The following is a 24,533-nucleotide window of genomic DNA, read 5'->3' as shown; positions in this document are numbered from 1 at the left end:
CTTGCGCATCATTTAAGAATGCGAAAGGGCGCGGAGGACGTATCAGACCTTCTTGCGGATGACGCCATAAACGATGTTACGGTTCTCTCCGAAGAACACCTCTGCCTCGAATGCGGATGCATCCATGCTGGCATTGATGATATCCCACATATCGTCTTGCGTACGAAGCAACAACGCCCAATTCATGAAGCTTTCCATGTAGCCATCGACGCCGATCTCTTCGGAAAAGTTGGCAAACAGAAACATACCACCGGGTTTGAGCATCTCGAGGCAACGCTGGGTCAGCTTGATGGAAACCTTGTCCACGAGATAGTCGTAGAGACCGGCTGCATAAATAAAGTCGTATGTGCCCAGTTCCTGTCGGCGCGACAGTATCCCGCGCACGGAGCCATCGATTGCTTCGATGCAGGTGCCGTTGAAGTCCCGGACGATCGCGCCGATGCTCAATGGGTCCTGATCCAGGGCCACCCATCTTTTTATCCTGCCTTCTGCCAGCGCAACAGACTGGTTGGCTTCACGCAACTGACCGGCAGCAATGGTGAGGATTTCAGTGTCCAGGCCACGATCGGCAGCGATCTGGTCAACATATTTCGTCAGTATATCGCGACGCTCTCTGACTGCGACGGAGGACGAGGCTGCCCTGGTGTATTCATAGAGTGCAAGGCCAGTAGGAGACGCCGCATCAATTTTATCCTGCACGCTGGAATGGCCGTAGATGAAGTCCAGAAGCTGCGCATCGCCGGAATAACCACGCGGCTTTTCAAACGACCAAGCGGTGAAGGGATCTTCCAGAAAGTATTCGGCGACCGCATGATTCTGGATAATTGGTATCAACTCCCTCCACACGCCAGAGTGGTTTTTTTCTCGAATTTGATGCAACCGCGTTGCAACGTCATGTATAATTTGCTGCGGCGCACAATCTCGCTGGAATTGCTGCTGCGCGAAGCTTAAAGCAATCGCCACATCTGCTTTTGCGATCTCAAACTGCTCTTTAAAATTGTTGGAACGTGGCGCGTATATTTCCTCGGATATTGCTTCGGGCGTAATAAGACTTTCGCCATCAAACTTTTCATTAGCAAATTGGGACACAAGTACGCTCCTGATTAACGCTTTGTTAACTTTAGGACAATTCAAACGCAAATGTCTCTCAAGTCAATCGGGTACAAGCGTCGAAAAGCACGCATTTCGAGAAACTTTTTATTAAGGTAAATCTAATTTGGATTCGGTTCTTTAGGGGGCTTAAAGAAACTTAAAAGGATACAATGCATTGTGCCCAGGTCTACAACCTCGATGCGCGCGACGCACGCGGCGGTAAAGGTAGTAGAAAACGGACTTTTGCAATAAGATTTGCAAAATACAAAAAACTGAACTTGCAAGATTATTGCAACCTATGGAAAAGTGCATGAAGCACACTTTGGCAAATTTCGTAGAACCTCGCCTCCAGACAGGCTCATCGCCGCAACGGTCATCTGTTTCTTTAAGAGACCTTTTCCTGCGGGAAGCAGACGTCAAAAGACGCACGGCCATCCGGCAGGGGCTGTGGATTGCAGTGCCGGTCTATTTGCTGTTCTCGCTGACCGACCTTTTGCTCATCCCTGACGTTGCACCGCACACCATGTTTGCGCGTTTCGTCGTCGGCATCGCAGCACTGCTCACTCTGGAAATGCAGATCCGCGCCAATGCCAAGACTGGCCACATGGACATTGCTTGCGCCACAGCCCTGCTCGGCGGCTACATCGGCTGGCTGATGCCAGCAATGATGACCAGCTATGTCACCAACATGTCCTACTATATGGTTTTCGGCGCCATCTTCATGATGGGCGCCAACCTGTTTTTTACCTTCAACTTCAAGCTTTCACTATGCGCGTCCAGCCTCGTACTGGTCACATACTTTGTTGCGCTGAGCTACTTCCACGAAGACATCTATTATCAGATCGCCTTCGGCACATTTTATCTGTCCTGCTTCGTCTTCACCTCATACGTGAATCTGCGACTCAACCGCGAACGCTATCAGGTTTTTCTCAACGCCATTGAAGCCAAGGTGCAACAGCGGGAGGCGGAAGATCGCGGGGAAGCATTATTGCGGCTTTCCAATACCGACCCGTTGACAGGCCTTGAAAACCGCCGGGCCATCGACAGCAGGTTGCGGCAGCTCTGGGATGGGTGGACCGGTGCCGAGCACAATTTCGCGGTATTTCTGATCGATGTCGACTTCTTCAAGAAGTACAATGACTACTACGGGCATCAGGAAGGCGACCGATGCCTGATACAGGTCGCCCAGACGCTGGAAACCAGCCTCGGTCGCTACGATGCCGTCATCGGGCGTTATGGCGGTGAGGAGTTCATCGCCCTTGCGCGGTTCAGAACGCAAAAAGACATCGAAGACATAGCCGAAACGCTGCGCACCACCGTTGAGGACATGGCACTCGTCCATGAAAGACGACGCGATGGCACCTCCGTCATCACCGTCAGTGTCGGTGCGTCCTACACGCGGCCGCAGCCAGATTCGAAGCTTGAACGCCTTATCAACGAAGCCGACCGCGCTCTTTATCTTGCCAAGGCGAACGGACGAAACACCGTCAAGTTGTTCAACCCCAACGATCCACACAACAGCGACGATACGGAAAATGTCGCAGCATTGCTCAATATCGCCATCGAGAAAGACCTGGTCTCACTGGTCTATCAACCTATCAAGAACCTATCGTCCGACAGGATAGAGGGCGTTGAAGCTCTGATGCGGCTGAGGCTGCTGGATGGAACACTTGTTCCACCCAGCATATTCATTCCTATCGCGGAGCGCACTGGCGCCATCATGGACCTCGGCTTATGGGCGGTGCGAACCGCCTGCCAGCAGGTTATCCGATGCGACAGGATGGCAGTCGTCAGCGTCAATGTGTCACCAATACAGTTGAAGAGCCCCGGCTTTGCCACCTCCATCGCGGCGATTCTGGGTGATGTCGGGGTGTCCGGCGGCAGACTGGCCTTCGAAATTACCGAAGGTCTGGAGATGGACATGAATTCCGATGTCCTGCGTTGCATCAGCGATCTCAAGACGCTCGGCATCAAGATTTGGCTGGATGATTTCGGAACAGGATTTGCTGGCCTCTCTTGGTTACGCCTGATCGATTTCGACACGGTGAAAATCGACAAATCCTTCCTTCACGACGGGATGACGCCGCGCGGAAAAGCCATGTTGAGCGATATCATCGGCCTTATTCGCAACCGCGGCCACAAGATACTGGTTGAAGGCGTAGAGACCGCCGAGCAACTGGAATTGTTGAAGGAATTGCGGATCGACCAGGTCCAGGGTTATTACGTTGGACGCCCTGCCCCGGTGGACAAGCTCAGGGACTGCTCAGCGCCTTACCTTCCCCGCACAGGCCTCATGCGCCCGGCATGATACGTAAAACCCGGCGCTTGCGTGCCGGGTTTTGCGATATCGATCAACTGCTTCAGCTTTGAAGGACGTTTAGTCCACCGCACCCGGCACTTCGCACATCTCACGTTCACCGACGATAATGGAACGCTTACCGACGTGGTTGGCAGGTCCGACGATGCCTTCCTGTTCCATGCGCTCAACCAGGGATGCCGCACGATTGTAGCCGATGGACAGGCGACGCTGGATATATGACGTCGAGCATTTCTTGTCGCGCAGGACGACTTTCACAGCTTTTTCGTAAAGGTCCGCCGTGTCGTCTTCACCCATGGCCGATTTGTCGAAAACGGCGCTATCTTCTTCCACGCCCTCGTCCGCCTCGTCTGCATCCTCGGTAACGGTGCCCAGATATTCCGGACGTCCCTGTGTTTTCAGATGCGCTACAACCTTTTCGACCTCTTCATCCGACACGAATGGACCGTGCACACGAGAGATGCGCCCGCCGCCGACCATGTGCAGCATATCGCCCTGCCCCAGCAGATGCTCGGCACCCTGTTCGCCGAGAATGGTACGGCTGTCGATTTTGGACGTGACCTGGAAGGAGATGCGCGTCGGGAAATTGGCCTTGATGGTACCGGTGATGACATCGACCGAAGGCCGTTGTGTCGCCATGATGAGGTGGATACCGGCGGCACGGGCCATCTGCGCCAGACGCTGAATAGCACCTTCGATTTCCTTACCCGCCACCATCATCAGGTCGGCCATTTCATCGACGATAACGACGATGTACGGCATCGCCGTCAGGTCCATTTCCTCCTGCTCGTAGACTGCCTCACCCGTGGCGCGATCAAAACCGGTCTGAACGTTGCACATCACGGTTTCACCCTTGGCGCGAGCAGAGGCAGCACGGGCATTATAGCCATCGATATTGCGAACACCCAGACGCGACATCTTGCGATATCGATCTTCCATTTCGCGCACGGCCCACTTCAGCGCCATGACGGCCTTCTTGGGGTCTGTCACAACAGGAGTCAGCAGATGCGGAATGCCATCATAGACTGACAGCTCCAGCATTTTGGGATCGACCATGATCAGGCGGCACTCTTCCGGCTTCAACCGGTAGAGCAACGACAGGATCATCGTATTGATCGCAACAGATTTACCGGAACCGGTCGTGCCTGCCACGAGGAGATGCGGCATCTTGGCGAGTTCCGCCACGACGGGCTCTCCACCAATGGTCTTGCCAAGGCAAAGCGCCAGCTTCATCCGTGTTTCGGAATAATCGGGGGATTCGATGAGTTCGCGGAAATACACCGTCTCACGAACCGGGTTCGGCAATTCGATACCGATGACGTTGCGGCCAGGCACCACGGCGACACGAGCAGACAGCGCCGACATGGAGCGGGCGATATCGTCCGACAAGCCGATGACACGCGAAGATTTGACACCGGGGGCGGGCTCGAATTCGTAGAGCGTCACGACGGGACCGGGACGCACATCGATGATCTCGCCCTTGATGCCGAAATCTTCCAGCACGCTTTCCAGAAGGCCAGCACTCTGTTCCAGCGCTTCAGGCGTCATCGTCGTGGTTTGCAAAACCTGCGGCTTTTGCAGCAGATCAATCGGCGGAAACTCGTATTCGCCCTCGCCGAAAACCGGCGCATCCAGAAACATCGGCTGATTGGCGTTGCGAGCAACCGTGCGCATTTCACGGCGCGGCGCGGTCAGCGCGGCAGCTTCGATCACCGGCTGCTCGACAACGGCAGCCATCGGCATTGGCGCTTCAACCGTCGCGACGACCTCAACCTGTTCAACGTCCTGAGTGTCGGGCTGTTGAACGGGACGGACATCGACCTGCCGATAAAGCGCGACAGCTGAGCCTTCCGGCTTGATGAATGCTGGCTTTTCAACGGTTGGACGTGTTTGCTGGATGACCTGCGCTGGAAGAGGAGCGGGCTTGACGACAGCCCGTGCAACCGGTGCTGCGGCAACCCTCTGCGCCTTGATGCGTGCCAGTTCCGCAAGCCGCATGGGCTGGGACGGCGGCAGGATGGTCGTCCCCACATCCAGGCTCATTGCTTCCCAGAACATCTCGTCGGATAGGACTTCTGCAAAGGCAGGAACGTCGAATGACGCAGGGGTCTGCTCGGCCGGAAAACATGCAACGTCAATCTGTTCGGCACTGACTGCGTCCGGTTCGCGCGTCACGTCGGGAGCGATTTCGGTAGGCGCGGACGCTTCCTGCTCCTGACGCAAGGCAAGTTCACGGCGCAGACGATAGGTCAGAGCAAGCGCACCTGTCGCGCCGGGCGGCTGCGGCAGCACGGCTGGCTTGGCGATCCTGCGCTCGACAGGCTCTTGCTTCGGTGCGATCTTTTCGACGGCGGCGATCTCCACTGGCTCTGGCGCAGCGGCTACGGGCACGATTTCAGTCTCGGTTCTGCTTTGAGCAGAAGTCGGAGCCTGCTTTCCAGCCACAAGATTTTGCGGCGTGCGTGTAAAACGTACATTTGGCCCAAGCGTAAAGTGGTTTTGCCACAAAGGCATCTCTTCACGACCCTCGATCGCATTGGCTGCGTTCTGGTCGGCATTATGCCCTATAACGGCACGCTGGTCTGCCGTTAACGGCATCAACTCATGGCGGCTATCCTGCGAAGCGCTAGGCTCCGCAATGGACTGCTCCTGTCCTCGCTCATCTATCATGTTGAGGGAATAGTTTGAATTCGATCGAGGAAAACGCATCACAGCCTGTACACTCATCATAAACGGACATTCGGCACAACAAATGAGATAGAAAATAAAGGTTAATCACATGTTGCCAACGCGCCCTTTTGGATGCGTTTTCATCATCTTATTTATGGCTGTGTCTGCATGGACACGCGATAGCCCCGGCTACATTTTTGAGAAAATGTCAATGTTTCCGAACCTTTACAGTCGTTGACAACCGTCCCTAGCTCATTTTGCCAGCAACTATTAACATCTAACAAATATTGACTTTACATCTAACATGTTAATGTCGTATCAGATGGTAGTCAGTTCAGGAGGAGCAGGACATTGACTGGTAAATTCGGCCTTTCGGCAGCACTCACTACCCCCTTTGCGCAGGACGGAAGCATTGATTTCCCGACCATGATCACGCAGGCCAAGCGCTCGTTAGCCGCTGGCTGCAACAGCGTCACTGTGTTTGGAACAACCGGTGAAGGCAGCACCATCGGCAACAGGGAACGCGCGGAAGTGCTGTCGGCATGCCTCGATGCGGGTCTCGATGCAAAGTTTCTGGTTGCGGGTGTGCTGGTCGACTCGGCGCAAGACGCCGCCGATCAGGCAGGAGCCGCGCTTGACGCCGGTGCACGCAACATTCTTCTGGCACCTCCTTCCTATTTCAAGAACGTCACCGATGATGGTCTGTTCGAATGGTTCTCGTCTGTTTTCCAGCAGCTTGGAGACAAGGCGCGCGACATTCTCGTTTACAACATCCCCTCTGTCACCATGGTGGCACTGTCGGTCGAACTGATCGGTCGCCTGCGCCATGCCTTTCCGGGTATCGTCACTGGCGTAAAGGATTCGTCCGGTGACTGGCCCTATACGCAAAGACTGCTGGCCGAACACCGTGACCTCATCATCCTCATCGGCGACGAGCGTCATCTGGCACAAGGTGTTCGCCTTGGGGGGCAGGGTGCGATTTCCGGCTGCGCAAACTTCCTACCGTCTGAAATCCGCGCCATGGCCGTGGACGGCGTGGAAGACAAGCGCATCGAAGACCTGGTCGTCGAGCTTCTGAAATATCCAGTCACACCCGCCGTCAAGGTTCTCGTCTCTCATGTGACCGGCGAAAAGATATGGCATTCCGTTCGTCCACCACTGGTTTCCATTTCCGCTGAAAACCGTACAAAGCTTGTGGCGGCGTTCGAGTCGCTTTTCCGCAGCCAAGCGGCTTAGAAAGAAAATGCATGGATGACACTGGCGAACAGACTACGTTGCGCGAAAGGGCCTATGAGAGCTTTACGCTCCATCTTCTCGCGCGTGATGTTCGCCCTGGTCAGTTTATTTCCCAACGCCGCCTCGTGGAACTGACAGGCTTACCGCTTGGCGCAATCCGCGAAGCTATTCCAAGGCTGGAAGCGGATGGATTGATCAAGACGGTGCCGCAGCGCGGACTTCAAGTGGCGCATATCGACATCAACCTCATCCGCGAAGCATTCCAGTTTCGCATCTTTATGGAAAAGGAGGCCGTGGCTATTTTTACGCGCACAGCTTCCGACGAGACGATTGCCGAGATGATAAAGGACCACCGTGATATTGGAGAGGCAGCCCAGAGCGGTAAAAGTTCACCGGAACTGGATGCGCGCGCCCAAGCGGTTGATTGGGGGATGCACGACGCCTTCATAGACTCGCTGGGTAATTCCATTATCTCGAATGCCTACCGCGTGAACTCGATCAAGATGCGACTGATCAACCAGGAACGCTTTCGCATTGCCGGTCACGTCAAATCCGTAATGGCTGAACATCTGACCATTCTCGAAGCCATCGAGCGGCGGGCACCCGAAGAGGCCTCGGAAAGACTGGTCGCCCACATTCGCAATGCGAGGGACCGGGCTCTGGCAGTTTAGACCATCGGTCGATCCGATGAGGAACGAATTATAAACAATCGGCCGAAGGTGAGGAGATTTTCGGCCAAACAGGAGGAGGAAAACATGACGCATTCACTGCTCAATCCTACACGCCGTGCATTTATGGCCGGAACGGCAGCCATTGCCGGGACTGCCGCGTTCGGCATTCGCCCCGCAGCCGCTGCTGTCGATTGGAAGAAGCACGCTGGCACGACGCTGGAAGTCAACCTCGTCAAAAGCCCGCGCAGCGAAACGCTTCTGAAATACATCAAGGAATTCGAAGAACTGACCGGCATCAAGGTCAATGCCGAGGCAACACCTGAACAGCAGCAGCGCCAGAAGGTCGTTATCGAACTATCCTCCGGAAGGCCAAGCTTCGACGTGGTGCATTTGAGCTACCACGTCCAGAAGCGCCAGTTCGAAAAAGGCAAGTGGCTGGCTGATATCAGCGGCTTCCTCAAGGACCCGACACTGACCGATACTTCGCTTGTCGAAAGCGATTTTGCAGAGGCGGGTATGCAGTTTGCCAAGGATAGCGATGGCGTTCTGCGCTCCCTGCCCTTCTCGGTGGATTACTGGATCCTCTACTGGAACAAGGAATTGTTTGCAGCCAAGGGCCTGAAATATCCACAGACCTTCGAAGAGCTTGTCACCGCAGCAGAAGCGCTGACCGATCCTTCCACCAATACCTATGGTTTCGTGGCACGAGGCCTCAAGAACGCCAACACGCCGGTCTGGACCTCGCTGATGCTGGGTTATGGCGCCGCGCCAATCGTGGACGGCAAAATCGACGCCATGACCAAGGAAGCGGTGGAGGCGGCAACGCTCTACCAGCGCTTGATGACCAAGTCGGCCCCTCCCGGCGTTTCCGGTTTCAACTGGGCGGAAGCGCAATCGGCCTTCCTTCAAGGCAAGATCGGCATGTGGTTCGATGGCGTCGGCTTTGCACCGCCAATCGAAAACCCGGAAAAGTCCCGCGTCGTTGGCAAGGCTGGTTACGGGGTCATGCCGAAGGGTCCGGCGCAACAGGCTGCAGGTACATTCGGTGATGGCCTTGGCGTGGTCGAAGCCTCCACCAAGAAAGAAGCAGCTTACCTCTTCTGCCAATGGGCAATTTCTCACGAAATGGGTGCGCGGCTGCTGCAGGCCGGTGCGGGTGTACCGTTCCGCCAGTCCATTCTGGAAGATGCCAAGGTACGTGAAGGCGTGAAGATGCCTGCCGAGTGGCTGGACGCCGTCGTCGGCTCCGGCAAGGTTTCCAAGCTGGCGCTACCCGTCATCATCCCGGTCACGGAATTCCGCGATATCTACGGCGTCGGCCTGACCAACATGATTGGTGGAGCAGACCCGGCGGCGGAACTCAAGAAAGCGACCGAGCAGTTCGCACCTGTTCTGGCACGTAGCGAGGGATAATGGTGTCCGTCAGCATCGAAAACACAGCAAAGACAACGAAACTCGTCAGAAGGAGCAAGCCCACGCGGCTTGCTCCCAACTACTGGCCTTTCGTTATTCCCGCACTCGTCGTCATCGCAGCTGTCATCGTTTTTCCGTGGGTGTTCACCCTGTGGATGAGCGCGCAACGCTGGACGCTGGGGCAGGAACAGAGCTTCATTGGTTTCGACAACTACATCCGTCTGGCAAGCGATGCGCGGTTCTGGGAGTCGCTCTGGCACACGCTGGTCTACACGACGCTATCGGTTGTCGCACCCTTGTTTCTTGGCACGCTGGCGGCATTGCTTTTCGATGCGCAATTTCCGCTGCGCGGCTTTCTGCGCGGCGTTTTCGTCATGCCGATGATGGCAACCCCGGTTGCCATCGCGCTGGTCTGGACCATGATGTTTCACCCGCAGCTCGGCGTGCTGAACTATCTCCTGTCCCTTATCGGCATCGGCCCGCTGGAATGGATCTACAACCAGTCTACCGTCATTCCCTCGCTGGTGCTGGTGGAAACATGGCAGTGGACACCGCTGGTCATGCTCATCGTTCTCGGTGGTCTCGCCGCCGTGCCGCGCGAGCCATACGAAAGTGCTGAAATCGACGGCGCAAACGCATGGCAGAAGTTCCGCTATCTCACCATGCCGATGATTGCGCCATTCCTGATGATAGCCGTCATCATCCGCTCCATAGATGCCGTCAAAAGCTTCGACATCATCTATGCGATGACGCAGGGCGGTCCCGGTACGGCGTCTGAGACGATCAACATCTATCTCTACAACACCGCCTTTGCCTATTACGACATCGGTTACGGCTCGGCCATGGCCGTCGTCTTCTTCATCGTCATCGTCGCGCTGTCCTTCGTACTCTTGATGGTACGTGCCCGCACCCAATGGAACGAGATGGAGGATCGCTGATGAAACGCAAGACACTCGACAAGATCGGCCTGTTCTTCGTGGCACTGGTCATGATCTCGCCCGTCATCCTGTTCTTTCTCTGGATGATCTCGCTGTCGCTAAAATATGAGATCGACAACGGTGCATATCCGCCCATCCTCATTCCAGAACGCTTTGCGTGGTCGAACTACATAAAGGTATTCGAGGAAAACAACTTCTTCCTCTATTTCTGGAATTCCGTACTCGTTACGGGAGCGGCAACCTTTCTCGCACTCGTCATCGGCGTTCCCGCAGGTTACGGCATTGCACGTCTGAAGGCAGAAAAGGCGGCCATCGTCATCATGATTGCGCGCATGACGCCCGGCCTCTCCTTCCTCATTCCGTTGTTTCTCCTGTTCCAATGGCTGAACCTGCTCGGCACGCTGTGGCCGCAGATCATCATCCATCTTGTCGTCACCGTGCCCATCGTGGTCTGGATCATGATCGGCTATTTCGAAACGACGCCGAAGGAACTGGAAGAGGCAGCAAGCATGGACGGCGCGTCCTCATGGCAAGTCTTCCGGCTTGTGGCACTGCCCATCGCCAAACCCGGCATCGTCGTATCCTTCATTCTCGCCGTCATTTTCTCATGGAACAACTTCGTCTTCGGCATCGTGCTGGCCAGCCGCGAAACGCGCACACTACCGGTCGCGGTCTATAACATGCTGTCTTTCGAGCAGGTCAGTTGGGGTCCGCTTGCGGCCGCTGCCCTCATCGTCACGCTGCCAGTGCTGTTACTGACGATGTTTGCGCAGAAACAGATTGTTGCCGGCCTTACCGCGGGCGCCGTCAAGGGCGGCTAACTCATCAAATTCATTACGGGATCAAAATCATGGCACCGGTCAATATTCAAAATGTTCAAAAGCGTTTCGGCTCAGTCAACGTCATCCACGGCATCGATATCGACATCGGCGATGGTGAGTTCGTGGTCCTTGTCGGCCCTTCTGGCTGCGGCAAGTCCACCTTGCTGCGCATGATTGCAGGCCTGGAAGAAGTCAGCGACGGAGAAATCCATATTGGCTCGCGTGAGGTCAGCAACCTGCCCGCCCGCGACCGGGATATCGCGATGGTGTTTCAGAACTACGCGCTTTATCCACATATGACGGTCAAAGAAAACATGGGGTTTGCGCTGAAGCTCAAGAAGGTCAGTGCCAACGAAACCGCAGAAAAGGTCAACAAGGCGGCGGCTATTCTCGGGCTCGACAAGCTACTGGATCGTTTCCCGCGCCAGCTCTCTGGCGGGCAACGCCAGCGTGTTGCCATGGGCCGCGCTCTTGTGCGTGATCCGCAAGTCTTCCTGTTCGATGAACCGCTGTCCAACCTCGATGCCAAGCTGCGTGTGCAGATGCGCGGCGAGATCAAGGCCCTGCACCAGCGCATCGGCACGACGACGATCTACGTTACGCATGACCAAGTGGAAGCCATGACCATGGCCGACAAGATCGTTGTGCTGCATGACGGCGTCATTGAGCAGATCGGCGCACCGCTTGAGCTTTACGACCGACCAGCCAACCTTTTTGTTGCCGGATTCATCGGCTCACCCGCGATGAATTTCATTCGCGGACACATCGAGGAAGGCGTTTTTCGTACGAGCAAGGGTCTCACACTGCCCTTGCCTGCAACGGCAAACCCTGCGGACCTTGGCGGGCGCGATCTCATTTACGGTATCAGGCCCGAACATATCCGCGTTGCCGAAAACGGGATTACGGGGCGCGTCGAACTGGTGGAAGGCACCGGCTCGGAAATCTATACGAAGCTGAACTGCATGGGCGAAGACGTCGCGTGCCTGTTCCGCGAGCGGCTGGATATCCGGTTCGGTGACACCGTCAGCGTTGCCATCGATCCCGCCTCCGTGCATCTGTTCGACCGGGAAACAGGCAAGCGAATCTGATCGCCCATGGATGACAACGCAAAACATCGCAAGCATGTGCTTTGCGTGGGTGCTGCTGTACTGGATACGCTGTTTCGGGTCCACGACATGCCCACCGGCCAGGGCAAGGTGTTGCCCTACGAGATGGTGCAGGTTGCCGAAGGTATGGCGTCGAGCGCAGCCTATGCCGTTCACCGCATGGGTGGTCGCGCCAGCCTCTGGGGAGCGGTCGGTGATGATGAAACAGGAAGCCGCATCCTTCGCGACCTTTCGGAAAGCGGCATCGACACATCCGGAATGACCATCGCGACGGGCGCACGCTCCGCCCTTTCGACCATCATTATCGATGACAGCGGCGAGCGATTGATCGTTCCCTTTTACGATCACAAACTGCATGAAACCAAACGTTCCTGCACGGCCGAAGACCTGTCGCCGTTCGATGCCGTACTGGTCGATGTCCGCTGGCCGGACTTGGCACTCGATGTGTTGACACTTGCCCGTTCTCTCGGCAAACCGGCTATTCTCGATGGCGATGTGGCGCCTGTGGAAACCTTGGAGCGCCTGGCGCCTGCTGCAACTCACATCATCTTTTCAGAACCCGCAGCCGAACGTCTGACCGGCACAGCCGACGTGCCCACCATGTTGCCGATCCTACATGCCCGATACCCCCAGACCTTCATCGCCGTAACAGCAGGACCTGCTGGCTGCTACTGGACAGAGCCGGGAAGTCCCGACGTTTACTTCCAATCCACATTAAAAGTGGTGGCGGTCGATACGCTGGCGGCGGGAGACGTATTTCATGGCACCTTCGCTCTTGCCATAGCCGAAGGGATGGCAAGCCGCACAGCAATCCAACTTTCCTCGGTCGCAGCCGCACTAAAATGTCAGGTCTTTGGTGGCCGCACAGGTACGCCGACACGTGCGGAAGCTGAAGCAGCGCTGAGTTTTTAAAAAAGTGGCGTCTACGAGAGGATTCGAACCTCCGACCCCAGGATTCATACCACTTCGGCTTTAACCGCCGCCCCATGAGGCGTTCGTGGTCTGGACTGTCCCTTCACCATGGACCTTGCGGCCTGTAGGTGCTGCCCTACCAGTCTCTACACCTTCACCCGGTTTCCCAGGAGCTTGGCTCGGGATTGGCATGCTGAAAGTTCAGCAAAGCGTTCCCCGAATTTGAGCAGATCGATCACGGAGTTTCCAACCGTAACCCCCAATTTAAAACCAGGAATCCTGTGCTCTATCCTACTGAGCTACGTAGACATTTCACTCGACTGCAAACAGCATTCTCCTAGCTGATATCATATTTGACATCAACCTCCTTCAATGCGTTTCCTGTTGAGGGGCCGCAAATGGGGGGGCTTCGGACTGACAGACGCTTTCAGTAGCATGCTCGTGTACCGCACGTCGCAATCCATATTTGCACAACAAGGCGGGGAAACGTTGCAACTGTGCAATTCAGCAACAGGCCTCTCGATAAAAATAATCAATCATTGCACGATCTTTTTTGGGACTAGCATCAGCGATCCGAGTTTTATAAACATGATAATTATTATCATGTTATCGGCGACCCATTCTCTGTCATATTTTGGGTCTTCCGAAAACTTTTGGAAACAGTTCATTTATGAGCAAGGCGTTGTTGCAGCTTTTAGAGACGGAGGAAGAGAACCGGCTGATGCGGTTTTTCCGTTACCGCCTTCAAGATCGTGAAGACGCAGCAGATGCAATGCAGGAGACGGCTTTGCGAGCGCTGGAAGTGTCCCAGGCGACCCTGATAGAAAACCCTCGCGCTTACCTCTACCAAATCGCGAAATCCGTTGCGCGCCTGACAATCATCCGACAATCGCGGGAGCGTCCTCTTCTCGTTTCCCTGGAAGACGGAGTGGGTGTTGCATGCGATAGACCTGACCAAGAACAGATCGTTACGGGACGCCAGCATCTTGCTGCGATGGCTGGTGAAATTGGACGTCTCCCAAAACGCTGCCAGCAGGTTTTCGTGCTCAGTCGCATTCATGGACTTCCCAACGGAGAGATCGCAGCCAAGCTCGGCATATCTCGAAACATGGTGGAAAAGCATATCATCAAAGCTTTGATTCACTGCCGCCAGGCCCGAGCTAAAATAAATAGCTGACCGAACATCAGGCCCTCGTATCTTTTTCACTCATTATATAAGGATGCACACCCCGACCCGAAATTGAGAGCGGCGATCTTCCCATGCGAAAAAACCCAGGCGACCTGATGGACGATGGTCTTGCTGAAGACGCCGCGCTTTGGGTTGCCCGCATGCAGTCTGCCGATGCTACCGAGGCAGATCATAACGCGTTTCGAGGCTGGCTCGCCTCAAATCCTGCCCACCAAGGCGCTTATGATGACATGAAGTCTGTTTGGGGGGATATGCGCGATGTCCCGTTTGCCCTTCCGGCAGATCGTCACCGGTCACGCTCCAGCAGAGCTGTCATAGCCACAGTTAGCCTTATCTGTCTTTTTTCCGTAGCGGCGTTCCTGTCTCGAGAAACGGGTATGATCGACCGACTGCAAGCCGACCACTATACCTCGATCGGCGAAACACGCGTAATAACCCTTGAGGACGGCACCGTCGTCAGCCTGAATTCCGATGCCGCTGTCCAGACACTTTATTCTGAGAAAGAACGACGCGTCGTACTTTTGAGAGGTGAAGCGTTTTTCGATGTAGCGAAGAATCCACACCGCCCCTTCATCGTGGAGAATAACGGTCTGAGGGCCAAAGCACTCGGGACGCATTACGCCGTGCGTGCTGCGCACGCGGCGCTGCCACAAGAGGTACAGGTCGAAGAAGGTCAGGTGGAGGTGGAAACCCCGACTGGCGTTACACTGCTTGGGACTGGAGATGTTGCAACGCTGGACAGCGACGGAAAAATAACCCGGTCGCGACAAGACGTGGCGAGCAATACGGCGTGGCGTGAGGGAAAACTTGTCTTTTCCGGGCAGTCGCTACAGGAGGTGCTGAGGATACTCGCACAATATCGCCATGGTCGGATCGTCATCCTTGATGACGCGGCGGCACGTCTGAGTGTTTCCGGCATTTTCGATCTCAAAGACACGGATCAGGCGCTTCACATTCTTGAAAGCAACCTACCCCTCGCCGTGACAAGACTATCGAGCATGATGGTGCTTGTGCGCTCCAGATAATTTTTTCACCATCCACATCAGGATGTCAGGTCACTTTTCACTCTAGGTCAACAGAAAGCATTGCGCGGTCGCGCAGTGAATTGCTGATCAGGCATGGAAGGGGACTAATATGACTTTGGCGAAGCGGGTACACAAACAGCTGTGGCTGACGACAACGGCGATAATTGGATTGTCTTTTGCAACTGTCGTCGGGACTGTTGACGCCCGGGCACAAAGCTCCACTGCTGCTACCCCTTTGTCGGTTCCCGCCGGACCGCTGGAAAGCGCAATCCTTACGCTTGGCCGTCAGGCCAACCTGCGCATGCTCTACCCATCCGCGATCACGAAGGGCAAGATGACGGCAGGGGTTCGTGGACCGCTCAGCGTGTCTGCAGCAGTCAGCCAGTTGCTCGCAGGTTCGGGTCTGAACTTCACGATCACCGGCTCCAACGTCCGCATTTTCGACCCCTCCGCTAGCACACAGCAGGCAGCAGTAAGCAATGATGGTTCAACGGTTCTGGAAACGATCGTCGTTCAAGGCACCGGCACCGGCGGCGTGACCGGTATCATCGAAACAAGCGGCTATGTTGCCAAATCCGGACGAACCGCAACGAAGACGGACACACCTGTCGCCGAGACGGCGCAGTCTGTGTCGGTCGTCAGCCGGAAGCAGTTGGATGACAGGCAACCTCAGAACCTGAAAGAGGCGATCAATTACACTCCTAGCGTTCGCAGTGGCGAGTATGGCGCCGAGCCGCGCTTTGACGCCTTTAAACTTCGCGGCATCGACCTAACCTACAATGGTGTCTTCCGCGACGGTTTGCGCCAGATCAGCAGTCCAAACGGTCTCTTTCGTCTGGAAACGTATGGAGCGGAAGCACTGACGATCCTGCGTGGTCCGGCAGCGTCAATCTATGGCGCAAGCAGCTCGGGTGGTATTGTGGACGTCATTTCTAAACGACCGACCGAAGAACCGTTGAGGGAAATCGAGCTGCAATACGGGTCGTATGGACGTGTCCAGGCTGCTTTTGATTTGGCTGGACCTGTTACGGATGACGGATCGGTCCTGTATCGACTGACAGGGGTCGGAAGAGATGCGCGCAACGAGGTCGAAGCGATCAAGGATGACCGCGTGATGATCGCACCGGCGATAACCTGGAAGCCGGACGAAGGCACTAAATTTACCATCCTTGGGGAGTATATGGACTCCACGACCGGCGCGACCTGGGGATATGTCAATGATGCAAACGGGGCGACGCCCGTCTATGGCGGCGACGAACGCTTTAATGATTTCAAGCAAAAGCAATGGCGAATTGGTTATGAGCTTGAACATGAATTGAACGAAAGCGTCACGCTGCATCAAAAGCTGCGTTATTCCGATCTTTCGACAGACCAGAAATATGCGTACCAGGGTTTTCCTGGGGTCGTTTATGAGGACAACAGAGGCCTTGCAACGGATACCTATCTGGAAGGCGAATTCCAAACTGGTGCCGCACAGCACAAGCTGATTGGCGGCATCGACTATAGCTTTATGGAATATCAGTCGCGCCAGGGTAGAGGAGGAACGCAGTTCACTGCGACCTCTATCTACGTTCCGACGGTTACCACCACCACAAATCAAAAGCAGAATTCAATCGGGATCTACGCTCAGGATCAGATTGAAATCGATGCATGGCGCATAGGCCTTGGTCTGCGTCACGACTGGCATGAAAGCGACTATGCGAGCAATGGCGTTGGAGGTTCACGGCGTGATAGCGAAACCACGTGGCGGGCATCGGTGGGCTACGTTACACCTTGGAATTTGATGCCATACATTAGCTACGGCACTTCCTATCTCGCAAACACAGGCGTGATCTTGGATGGTACGACCAGCCAGGCAAATCCAATGCTCGGCGAGCAATATGAAGTCGGTGTGAAGTATGAAGTTCCAGATCAGAACATTCTCATCTCTGCCGCCTATTTCGACATCGATCAGAAAAACGCCTCTCTTTATGACACCTCTTCGGGTACCTCCTTGCTGCGGCAGCTCGATCTCCGCTCACGTGGTTTCGAATTCGAGGTCACCGCTTCGCTTGACAACGGTTTGAGCTTCACTGGCGGTTACTCCTATAACGACGTTGAAATTACCAGGCAGTCTGCAGCGACTGTCGGTAATCAATTAGGTTCAACGCCGTATCATACGGCCTCGCTGTGGGCCGACTACGAGGTGCAGAGCGGCGTGCTTGAAGGGCTTGGCGTGGGAGCTGGCATACGTTACGTGGGCTCAAGCTTTGGCAACGATATTCACACGCCCGTCTACAATAACAAGCCCGGCACCTTCGTCGATGCAGCCTTGCGTTACGATCTCGGCAAACTCAACGACGCAATGGAGGGCGTGAAGTTGCAAGTCAATGCAACGAACCTGCTCAATGAGGTCAATCAGGTTTGCTCAAAAGGCTATTGCCTTTACGACGAGGGTAGAAAAGTTATCGGCAGCATAAAGTATAGCTTCTGATGTTGCAGCATGATCCCGCGCATAAAAGGCCCTCGCCAGCGTCCGTTTTTGCGGCCGTCGGCGGCCTTTATGTCGGGCAAAGCGTTATCGGTGGATTGACCTTTCTCGGCCTCCCGGCAGTCCTGAGAACTGCCGGACTGCCTCTCGATCAGATCGGACTATTGTATCTGATCGTTTTGCCATGGGCTCTGAAGTTTCTCTGGTCACCTTACATAGAGCGTTACAGGTTGCCCCGCTTTGGCAAAAACAGATCACGTATCATTGTCGGCGCTGGCGTCACCATTTGCGCGTCAGGCCTCGTCATTCTGGCGTTCACGGGGCCATCGCCCGTCAGCATGGCTATTGCCATTCTTTTCGTGGTCGCAGTGGTGACGGCAACGGTAGACATCGCGTGCGACGGCTATGCAGTCGAGACGCTGGCGGTGGAACATCACGGCTGGGGAAATGCTGCTCAGGTTGGAGGTTCGTATCTCGGCTCTGCCATCGGCGCGGGCCTGTTTCTTGTTCTTGTCGACTATTACGGGTGGCGAAATGCGACATTGGTCATGGCAGTCCTTGTCATGCTGCTCGCACTTCCCTTCATTTTCGGGCCCGCTGCGAAGGCGCAAGCTCAGACCCATGACCAGACGCCATCCATGCTGCGCGCACTTAAACGACCACAGGTCCAGGCGGGCCTGGTGATTGCGGCGGTCTACGTGGCTGCTCAGAAATGGGGACTGGCAATGCTGGGCCCGTTCCTGATCGACTACGGCTTTGATCTGGCGACTTTGGGAACGTTCAACGGTGCGGGGAGCATGATCGTGGGCTTTGGTGGGGCGCTTTTGGGTGGCTTTCTGGTGCGCCAGTACGGACCTTCGCGCGTGCTTGTTATGTCGATCATCGCCCAAACCGTACTTTTATGTGCCTTCGCCACCTTCAGCCTTCATCGCGACATCGCGCACTGGATTGTGATGATTGTAGCGATCACAAGTTCGTCCGGGATCATGTCGATTGGTTTCGTAGCACTCTATGCGTGTTTCATGGGCTGGTCCGACCCCCGTCAGGCAGGCATAGACTTCACCCTCTTCCAATGCATGGACGGCATCGTCAGCATGGCTGGCGGCATCGGCGCAGGTGCGATAGCCGAACGTTTTGGCTACCACACGTCCTTTCTAATCGCCGCGGCTGTTTCCGCGCTCTCCGCACCGGCGATTGCTCTTCTGCTGAAAAGTCAACTTGCTTCACAGCCCATGGGCCAAAACCCTCATAGGTAGAATTTATCTGCGACCGAATATTCTCGAGCTTAATGAGCGATGGAAATCCGCGCTCGGCGAAAACTGCATTCGCCATTAAACAGAAAACTCTAGGCGCCTGTTATAAAAATAAATAAATTCAATATTTTAATTATACGCCTCACACCCAGAATCAAAAACTTTCTAACCACATGAGCTTAAAAGAGCCTCCTAATATTTTTTCTTATCCCCAAAAAATCACCCTTTTAAATACTTGATTTATTTTCTCATGTTTATAAATCTACAAGAAAATTCTGGAGACACTCATGGAAGATGCAATTTATGATTTTACCGGCGTAGGCCTTGGGCCGTTTAACCTGGGCCTCGCTTGCCTTGCCAAGCCAGTACGTGAATTACGGTCGGTTTTCCTTGATCGTAACCAGGGATTCAATTGGCACCCTGGAATGCTTTTGGAGAACGCGACGCTGCAGACCCCTTTCATGGGTGATCTCGTCACATTGGCAGACCCGACCAGCCCGTTCACCTTCCTGAATTATATAAAAGAACAAGGGAAAATTTATTCGTTTTACACCAGGGAAGATTTCTTCCTGCTGCGCAACGAGTACAATCAGTACTGCCAGTGGGCTGCATCCAAACTCGACAATCTGAAGTTCGGTCACAGCGTCAAAGACGTCAGGCATGATAAGGCCACAGGCCTCTATAGATTGACAGTTGCCGACCGTCTTGGTGAGATAAAAAATATAAAAACCCGCCGACTGGTTGTGGGAACGGGTACTTCCCCTTCCATTCCAGCCTGCTGCAACAAGGTAGCGCCGCATACGACCCACTCCTCGCAGTATTTAAGCGACAAGAAGAGAACTCAGACACGCAAATCCATTGTCATCGTCGGAAGCGGTCAAAGCGCTGCCGAGATTTATTACGACCTTCTGTCGGACATCGACAGCCACGATTACAGCCTCGACTGGGTCACACGGTCGCCAAGATTCTTTCCGCTTGATTTGACGAAGCTCAATCTGGAAATGACCTCCCCCGACTATGCCCGCTACTTCCATAACCTGCCGGATGAAACGCGAGACCGTGTTTTACAGGAGCAGTCGGCATTGTTTAAGGGGATCAATGCGAGCCTTTTGAAAGACATTTACGATCTTCTCTACCGCAAAAGCCTGAAAGGAAATGTCGAGACCAACCTCATTCCCAACAGCGAGTTGATGGAGGTGCATCACTCACCGGCGAGGCAGGAATTTTCGCTGGAATTCAGGCAACGGGAGCAGGACATTACGTTCACACGCCAGGCGGACGCGGTCATTCTCGCAACCGGCTATAACTACAAGGAGCCGGAGTTTCTGAACGGCATTGCGGAGCGTCTGAAGCGAGACGGTAAAGGCAGGCTGGACGTAGGGGCCAACTATACGGTCGATCATAACGCTCGTGAGATCTTTGTTCAAAACCTCGACATTCATACGCATGGTTTCGTTGCGCCTGATCTTGGTATGGCCTGCCTGAGAAATGCGACGATCCTTCGCGAGATCGCCGGCTATGAGGTTTATCCCATCGAGCATGATACCGCGTTCCAGACTTTTGACGTCAGTGCTTTAAATGATCCTAAATCGGCACGCGTGGTGGCGTGATGCTGAGAATTGCTCTTCTGGTGATGACGGCCATCGCGGTCATCAGCGACACGATGCTTTTGCCCTATTACCCGCAGTTGTTTGTGGCGCGCTTTGATATTTCATCATCCTTCACCGTCGGCGCATATCTTGCATCGATCTCTTTGGCCGTCATGCTGGCCTTTCCAGCATGGGTCGCAGTCGCGAAGCGGCATGACACGATTGCAGTTTTGATCTGGACCCAGGTGGCGGCGGCGGGTTTCAGCCTTGCCTGCTACTGGGCGACAGACATTGCCAATTTCTGGATATTTTCAGTTTTGATGGTGTGCTTTAAGGCAAGCTACCTGTTGATGTACCCTTACGTCATCGCCATGCAGCCCATCGAAAAACACGCAGCGACCATCGGCGCGCTGGCCGTTATCGTCCATTTCGGAGGGATCATCGGCGCGGTATCCGGTGGCTATGTCGTGGAATCCTACGGATACGCCCTGCCCTATGTCGCCATGGCCGTAGGCGATATCGTTCAGGCCATCATTTGTGCCGTTTTGCTTAAAACTGCATCTGTAGCACGCGCCCGCCAGTCAAGCATGGACGACGCTCAACAACGCACTGTCGTGACGCAAGAGGACCGGAAACAGTTCGTCTTGCTTCTATTGGTGATGTTCGCCTTCTATTTTGGATTTTACATGTCGATGCCATTCATGACGGTGTGGTGGCAGTCCATTGCAACGGACGCTTTGCCCCACTGGACAGGTGTCGTTTACGCAATCCCTGGCTTCGTGGCCGTCGCAATATTGGCCTATGGCCACTGGCGCGGCGGCACCCGCTATGTCTGGCGGCACAACGAAGCAGGCCTTGCTCTCACAATGCTCGGCCTTGCCATACAGGCTGTGCCGAACGAAGCCTGCATCGTCATTGGTCGTATCATTTACGGAATCGGCCTTTACCAGGTCACCGTCGGTCTTGATGCGCTGTTTTTCGAGCGCGCCCAAAAGGCTCATTATGCTTCAGGATTCAGCCTCATCAACATCGCACGCAACAGCGGTGTCATGCTTGCTGCTTTGGCAAGCGGAATACTGACCCAGCAATTTGGCGAAGGCATCACGTTCCTTGCCGCAGCTTTCTTCGTCCTGGCAACGCTGCTTCTTTACGGCGCCACGCTTCGACAAAATCTGGCGGGTTCAAGCACCCGCACGAAACTCGCCTGACAAGGGGATGACAATGCTCAACAAGAAGATCTCGATCACAACAGAACGACCGGCGGTTTTTGCCCAGCATCACCAGCATGTGGGCGAGCTTAGTCTCAGCTTGCTGGACCCCGAAGAAGACAGCGCAAACCTTCATGACTGGTTCACTCGCGACTATGCGCGGTTCTGGAACATGGCGCATTGTTCAAAAGACGAGATCGCGGCGTTTTACACAAAGCTGAATGCCAGCGGACACGCGGCAAGCTATATGGGCTTTTTCCAGGGCGAGCCGACCTTCATCGTGGAATCGTACGATCCTCGACACGATCAGGTTGGCAAGCACTATGACCTGGAGACCGGCGATTGGGGAATGCATTTCCTCGTCGCGCCACCACGCCAGAAAATTCCCGGTTTCACGCTCAGCATCATCCGTACGATCCTGAGCTTTCACTTCAGCAACCCTCTCATACAGCGCCTGGTCGTTGAGCCGGACATCCGAAATGAGAAGGTTCATGAACTCAATCGAAAAGTCGGCTTCATCAGCGCCAGACCAATAGAGCTGGAAGAAAAAACCGCGCTTTTGTCATTCGTAACGCGCGATGCTTTTTACAACACTCTCGAACAGGACATAAAAGAATGAATATCTCCGCGTTCCAAACCACATCATTTCCACCTGAAAAGGCCTCAGCACATCTCGGCCCGCTGGTGTGGGAAGACGTCAACAGGCACCTCGTGCACAAAGCACTGGCGGAGTTTTCACACGAGCTGATTTTGTCACCTACCCTTGTTTCGACAGAGGGGGCTTGGGGGACATACGAGGTTCGCCCGGAAGAGAACGGCGACACCGTTTACACATTCAAAGCCAGACGACTTGCCTTGGACCATTGGTCCATAGACCCGGCAACAATCGAGAAAAAGAGTGCAGGCAAGCCGACACCTCTCGATGCTCTTTCGCTGATCCTTGAATTTGCAGAGGTATTGGGCATACGCGAAGCCATGCTTCCGACCTATCTGGAGGAGGTCTCCACGACACTTTACGGCGCGTCATACAAGCGGGAGGAGCGCCATATTTCATCACGGCAGCTCGCTTTGGCGGACTATCAGACAATCGAGGCGGGCATGACCGAGGGACACCCCACTTTCATCGCCAATAACGGTCGCATTGGTTTCGACGCTGTCGATTATCGGCTCTATGCTCCAGAAGCCGCCCATCCGGTTCAGATCGTCTGGCTTGCGGTGAGCAAGGAGCGGGCAACGTTCACCTCGATCACGGCGCTAGATTACGACCGCTTGATCAGCTCCGAACTCGATGAAGCCACGTTGCACAGCTTCGAGACGCGGCTGACGCGGCTTGGTCTTGATCCTGATAATTACTGGCTGATGCCAGCCCATCCGTGGCAATGGTTCAACAAACTTGCCATCACCTTTGCAGCAGATGTCGCGCGACGTTACATCGTGTGCCTGGGATATGGCAGTGACAGCTACAACGCCCAGCAATCGATCAGGACATTTTTCAACACCACCGACAACCGCAAGCATTACGTAAAAACCGGTATTTCCGTTTTGAACATGGGCTTCATGCGCGGCCTTTCGCCGAAATACATGCTGACGACCCCCGCCATCAACGAATGGCTCGACGAGCTGATTTCAGCTGACGATTATTTGCGCCAGAACGGTTTCAGCATCCTGCGGGAAGTCGCCGCTATAGGCTACCGCTACCAGTATTATGATCAAGGGCTGAAACTGGATTCAGCCTACAAGAAAATGCTCTCGGCGCTATGGCGAGAAAGCCCCCTGCCGCGCCTGCGTGCAAACGAACGTATCATGACCATGGCGGCCGTGCTTCATAAGGACAAGGACGGCATATCTCTCGTGTCGGAACTGATCGCTGCATCAGGTCTGGATGCGGAAGACTGGGTATCGGCCTATCTGAAAGCCTATCTGGCGCCCCTCATTCATTGCTTCTACCGCTATGATTTGGCCTTCATGCCGCATGGCGAAAATCTGATCTTGGTTCTTGAAGACAATGTGCCTGTCCGGGCCATCATGAAGGATATCGGTGAGGAAATCGGCATTCTGAACGGATCGATAGACGTGCCTGCCGAGATATCTCGGATATCCTACACGCTAGACGAAAAAATGAAGCCAAATTGCATCTTCACCGACGTGTTCGACTGCTTTTTCCGTTATCTGTCCGCAATCCTGCATGAGACGGAGACGTTGCACGAAGATCGTTTCTGGGGCCTCGTCGCAGAGTGCATTCGTACCTATCAAACAGAGCACCCAGAATATGCTGACAAATACCAGCGCTACGACTTCTTCGCGGATCGGTTCGTGCGCAATTGCTTGAACAGGCTGCAACTCAACAACAATCAACAAATGTTGGACCTGCTCAACCCTGAAGATAGCCTGCAATATATCGGAGAGCTGGAAAATCCCTTGGCGCGCTTTCGCTAAGGCATCGCTTTTGATCAGGTGCGGGCCGTGAGGGCTCGCACCATTTATTGCTGACAGCATCCTCCTGCGTGATTGTTTTCGGGCCGATGATTTCGCCCTATTCGCCTGCCAAACTTGATGTGTTGCCGGTCAACAGAGATGCTACGCAGAAACTTCTGCGAGCATTTCCTCTTTGAATATCCAGCCG

18 protein-coding genes are annotated in these 24,533 nt (G+C 54.7%); 16 read left to right on the top strand and 2 right to left on the bottom strand.

What is annotated here, in order from left to right; all coding sequences use genetic code 11:
• Positions 1 to 42: 42 nt before the first annotated feature.
• Positions 43 to 1,089, bottom strand: coding sequence for a class I SAM-dependent methyltransferase (locus tag ATO67_RS10325; protein WP_067648001.1), 1,047 nt, complete (start codon positions 1,087 to 1,089; stop codon positions 43 to 45).
• 313 nt (positions 1,090 to 1,402) lie between these two features.
• Here ATO67_RS10325 and ATO67_RS10320 point away from each other — a divergent pair, with 313 nt between their 5' ends.
• The gene (locus ATO67_RS10320) at positions 1,403 to 3,400 is read left to right on the top strand and encodes a putative bifunctional diguanylate cyclase/phosphodiesterase (RefSeq protein WP_067647998.1); all 1,998 of its coding nucleotides are present in this window, start codon (positions 1,403 to 1,405) and stop codon (positions 3,398 to 3,400) included.
• 69 nt (positions 3,401 to 3,469) lie between these two features.
• Here the strand turns inward: ATO67_RS10320 and ATO67_RS10315 are convergent, their stop codons facing one another.
• Positions 3,470 to 6,139 carry a DNA translocase FtsK gene (locus ATO67_RS10315; RefSeq protein WP_067647995.1) on the bottom strand — a complete coding sequence of 890 codons (2,670 nt, stop codon included), beginning with the start codon at positions 6,137 to 6,139 and terminating at the stop codon, positions 3,470 to 3,472.
• 291 nt (positions 6,140 to 6,430) lie between these two features.
• Between ATO67_RS10315 and ATO67_RS10310 the strand changes: the two genes are divergently transcribed.
• The 15 genes from ATO67_RS10310 (at position 6,431) to ATO67_RS10240 (ending at position 24,346) form a co-directional block, all read left to right on the top strand.
• Positions 6,431 to 7,315: a dihydrodipicolinate synthase family protein gene (locus ATO67_RS10310; RefSeq protein WP_067647992.1), complete on the top strand. Its 885-nt coding sequence runs from the start codon at positions 6,431 to 6,433 to the stop codon at positions 7,313 to 7,315.
• Between the two features lie 11 nt (positions 7,316 to 7,326).
• On the top strand, positions 7,327 to 7,986 hold the full coding sequence (locus tag ATO67_RS10305; RefSeq protein WP_067647986.1) for a GntR family transcriptional regulator: 660 nt from the start codon (positions 7,327 to 7,329) through the stop codon (positions 7,984 to 7,986).
• 84 nt (positions 7,987 to 8,070) lie between these two features.
• Positions 8,071 to 9,399 (top strand): ABC transporter substrate-binding protein, encoded by a 1,329-nt coding sequence (locus tag ATO67_RS10300; RefSeq protein WP_067647981.1) that lies wholly within the window; start codon positions 8,071 to 8,073, stop codon positions 9,397 to 9,399.
• Entirely contained in the window at positions 9,399 to 10,337 is a 939-nt protein-coding gene (locus ATO67_RS10295) for a carbohydrate ABC transporter permease (RefSeq protein ID WP_067647978.1), read from the top strand. The genes ATO67_RS10300 and ATO67_RS10295 overlap by 1 nt, the downstream gene beginning before the upstream one ends.
• Complete coding sequence (locus ATO67_RS10290; RefSeq protein ID WP_067647974.1) at positions 10,337 to 11,158, top strand: carbohydrate ABC transporter permease; 822 nt, start codon at positions 10,337 to 10,339, stop codon at positions 11,156 to 11,158. The genes ATO67_RS10295 and ATO67_RS10290 overlap by 1 nt, the downstream gene beginning before the upstream one ends.
• A 29-nt stretch (positions 11,159 to 11,187) precedes the next feature.
• Positions 11,188 to 12,246 carry an ABC transporter ATP-binding protein gene (locus tag ATO67_RS10285; protein ID WP_067647971.1) on the top strand — a complete coding sequence of 353 codons (1,059 nt, stop codon included), beginning with the start codon at positions 11,188 to 11,190 and terminating at the stop codon, positions 12,244 to 12,246.
• Between the two features lie 6 nt (positions 12,247 to 12,252).
• Positions 12,253 to 13,176 (top strand): sugar kinase, encoded by a 924-nt coding sequence (locus ATO67_RS10280; protein ID WP_067647967.1) that lies wholly within the window; start codon positions 12,253 to 12,255, stop codon positions 13,174 to 13,176.
• Between the two features lie 670 nt (positions 13,177 to 13,846).
• Complete coding sequence (locus ATO67_RS10275) at positions 13,847 to 14,353, top strand: sigma-70 family RNA polymerase sigma factor (protein WP_067647962.1); 507 nt, start codon at positions 13,847 to 13,849, stop codon at positions 14,351 to 14,353.
• Positions 14,354 to 14,436: 83 nt separating this feature from the next.
• Positions 14,437 to 15,390 carry a FecR family protein gene (locus ATO67_RS10270; RefSeq protein ID WP_067647958.1) on the top strand — a complete coding sequence of 318 codons (954 nt, stop codon included), beginning with the start codon at positions 14,437 to 14,439 and terminating at the stop codon, positions 15,388 to 15,390.
• Positions 15,391 to 15,499: 109 nt separating this feature from the next.
• Positions 15,500 to 17,863: a TonB-dependent siderophore receptor gene (locus ATO67_RS10265; RefSeq protein WP_067647955.1), complete on the top strand. Its 2,364-nt coding sequence runs from the start codon at positions 15,500 to 15,502 to the stop codon at positions 17,861 to 17,863.
• Entirely contained in the window at positions 17,863 to 19,116 is a 1,254-nt protein-coding gene (locus ATO67_RS10260) for an MFS transporter (protein WP_067647952.1), read from the top strand. Before ATO67_RS10265 ends, ATO67_RS10260 begins: the two co-directional genes overlap by 1 nt.
• A gap of 284 nt (positions 19,117 to 19,400) precedes the next feature.
• Entirely contained in the window at positions 19,401 to 20,723 is a 1,323-nt protein-coding gene (locus ATO67_RS10255; RefSeq protein ID WP_067647949.1) for a lysine N(6)-hydroxylase/L-ornithine N(5)-oxygenase family protein, read from the top strand.
• Positions 20,723 to 21,910 carry an MFS transporter gene (locus ATO67_RS10250; RefSeq protein WP_067647947.1) on the top strand — a complete coding sequence of 396 codons (1,188 nt, stop codon included), beginning with the start codon at positions 20,723 to 20,725 and terminating at the stop codon, positions 21,908 to 21,910. The genes ATO67_RS10255 and ATO67_RS10250 overlap by 1 nt, the downstream gene beginning before the upstream one ends.
• A gap of 13 nt (positions 21,911 to 21,923) precedes the next feature.
• Positions 21,924 to 22,529, top strand: coding sequence for a GNAT family N-acetyltransferase (locus ATO67_RS23090; protein WP_210176122.1), 606 nt, complete (start codon positions 21,924 to 21,926; stop codon positions 22,527 to 22,529).
• On the top strand, positions 22,526 to 24,346 hold the full coding sequence (locus ATO67_RS10240) for an IucA/IucC family protein (protein WP_067647941.1): 1,821 nt from the start codon (positions 22,526 to 22,528) through the stop codon (positions 24,344 to 24,346). Before ATO67_RS23090 ends, ATO67_RS10240 begins: the two co-directional genes overlap by 4 nt.
• The last annotated feature ends 187 nt before the right edge of the window (positions 24,347 to 24,533 follow it).

Origin of the sequence: Agrobacterium bohemicum (assembly GCF_001562555.1) — a bacterium.
Lineage (GTDB): Bacteria > Pseudomonadota > Alphaproteobacteria > Rhizobiales > Rhizobiaceae > Agrobacterium > Agrobacterium bohemicum.
This window is presented reverse-complemented; position numbering and strand designations above follow the sequence as displayed.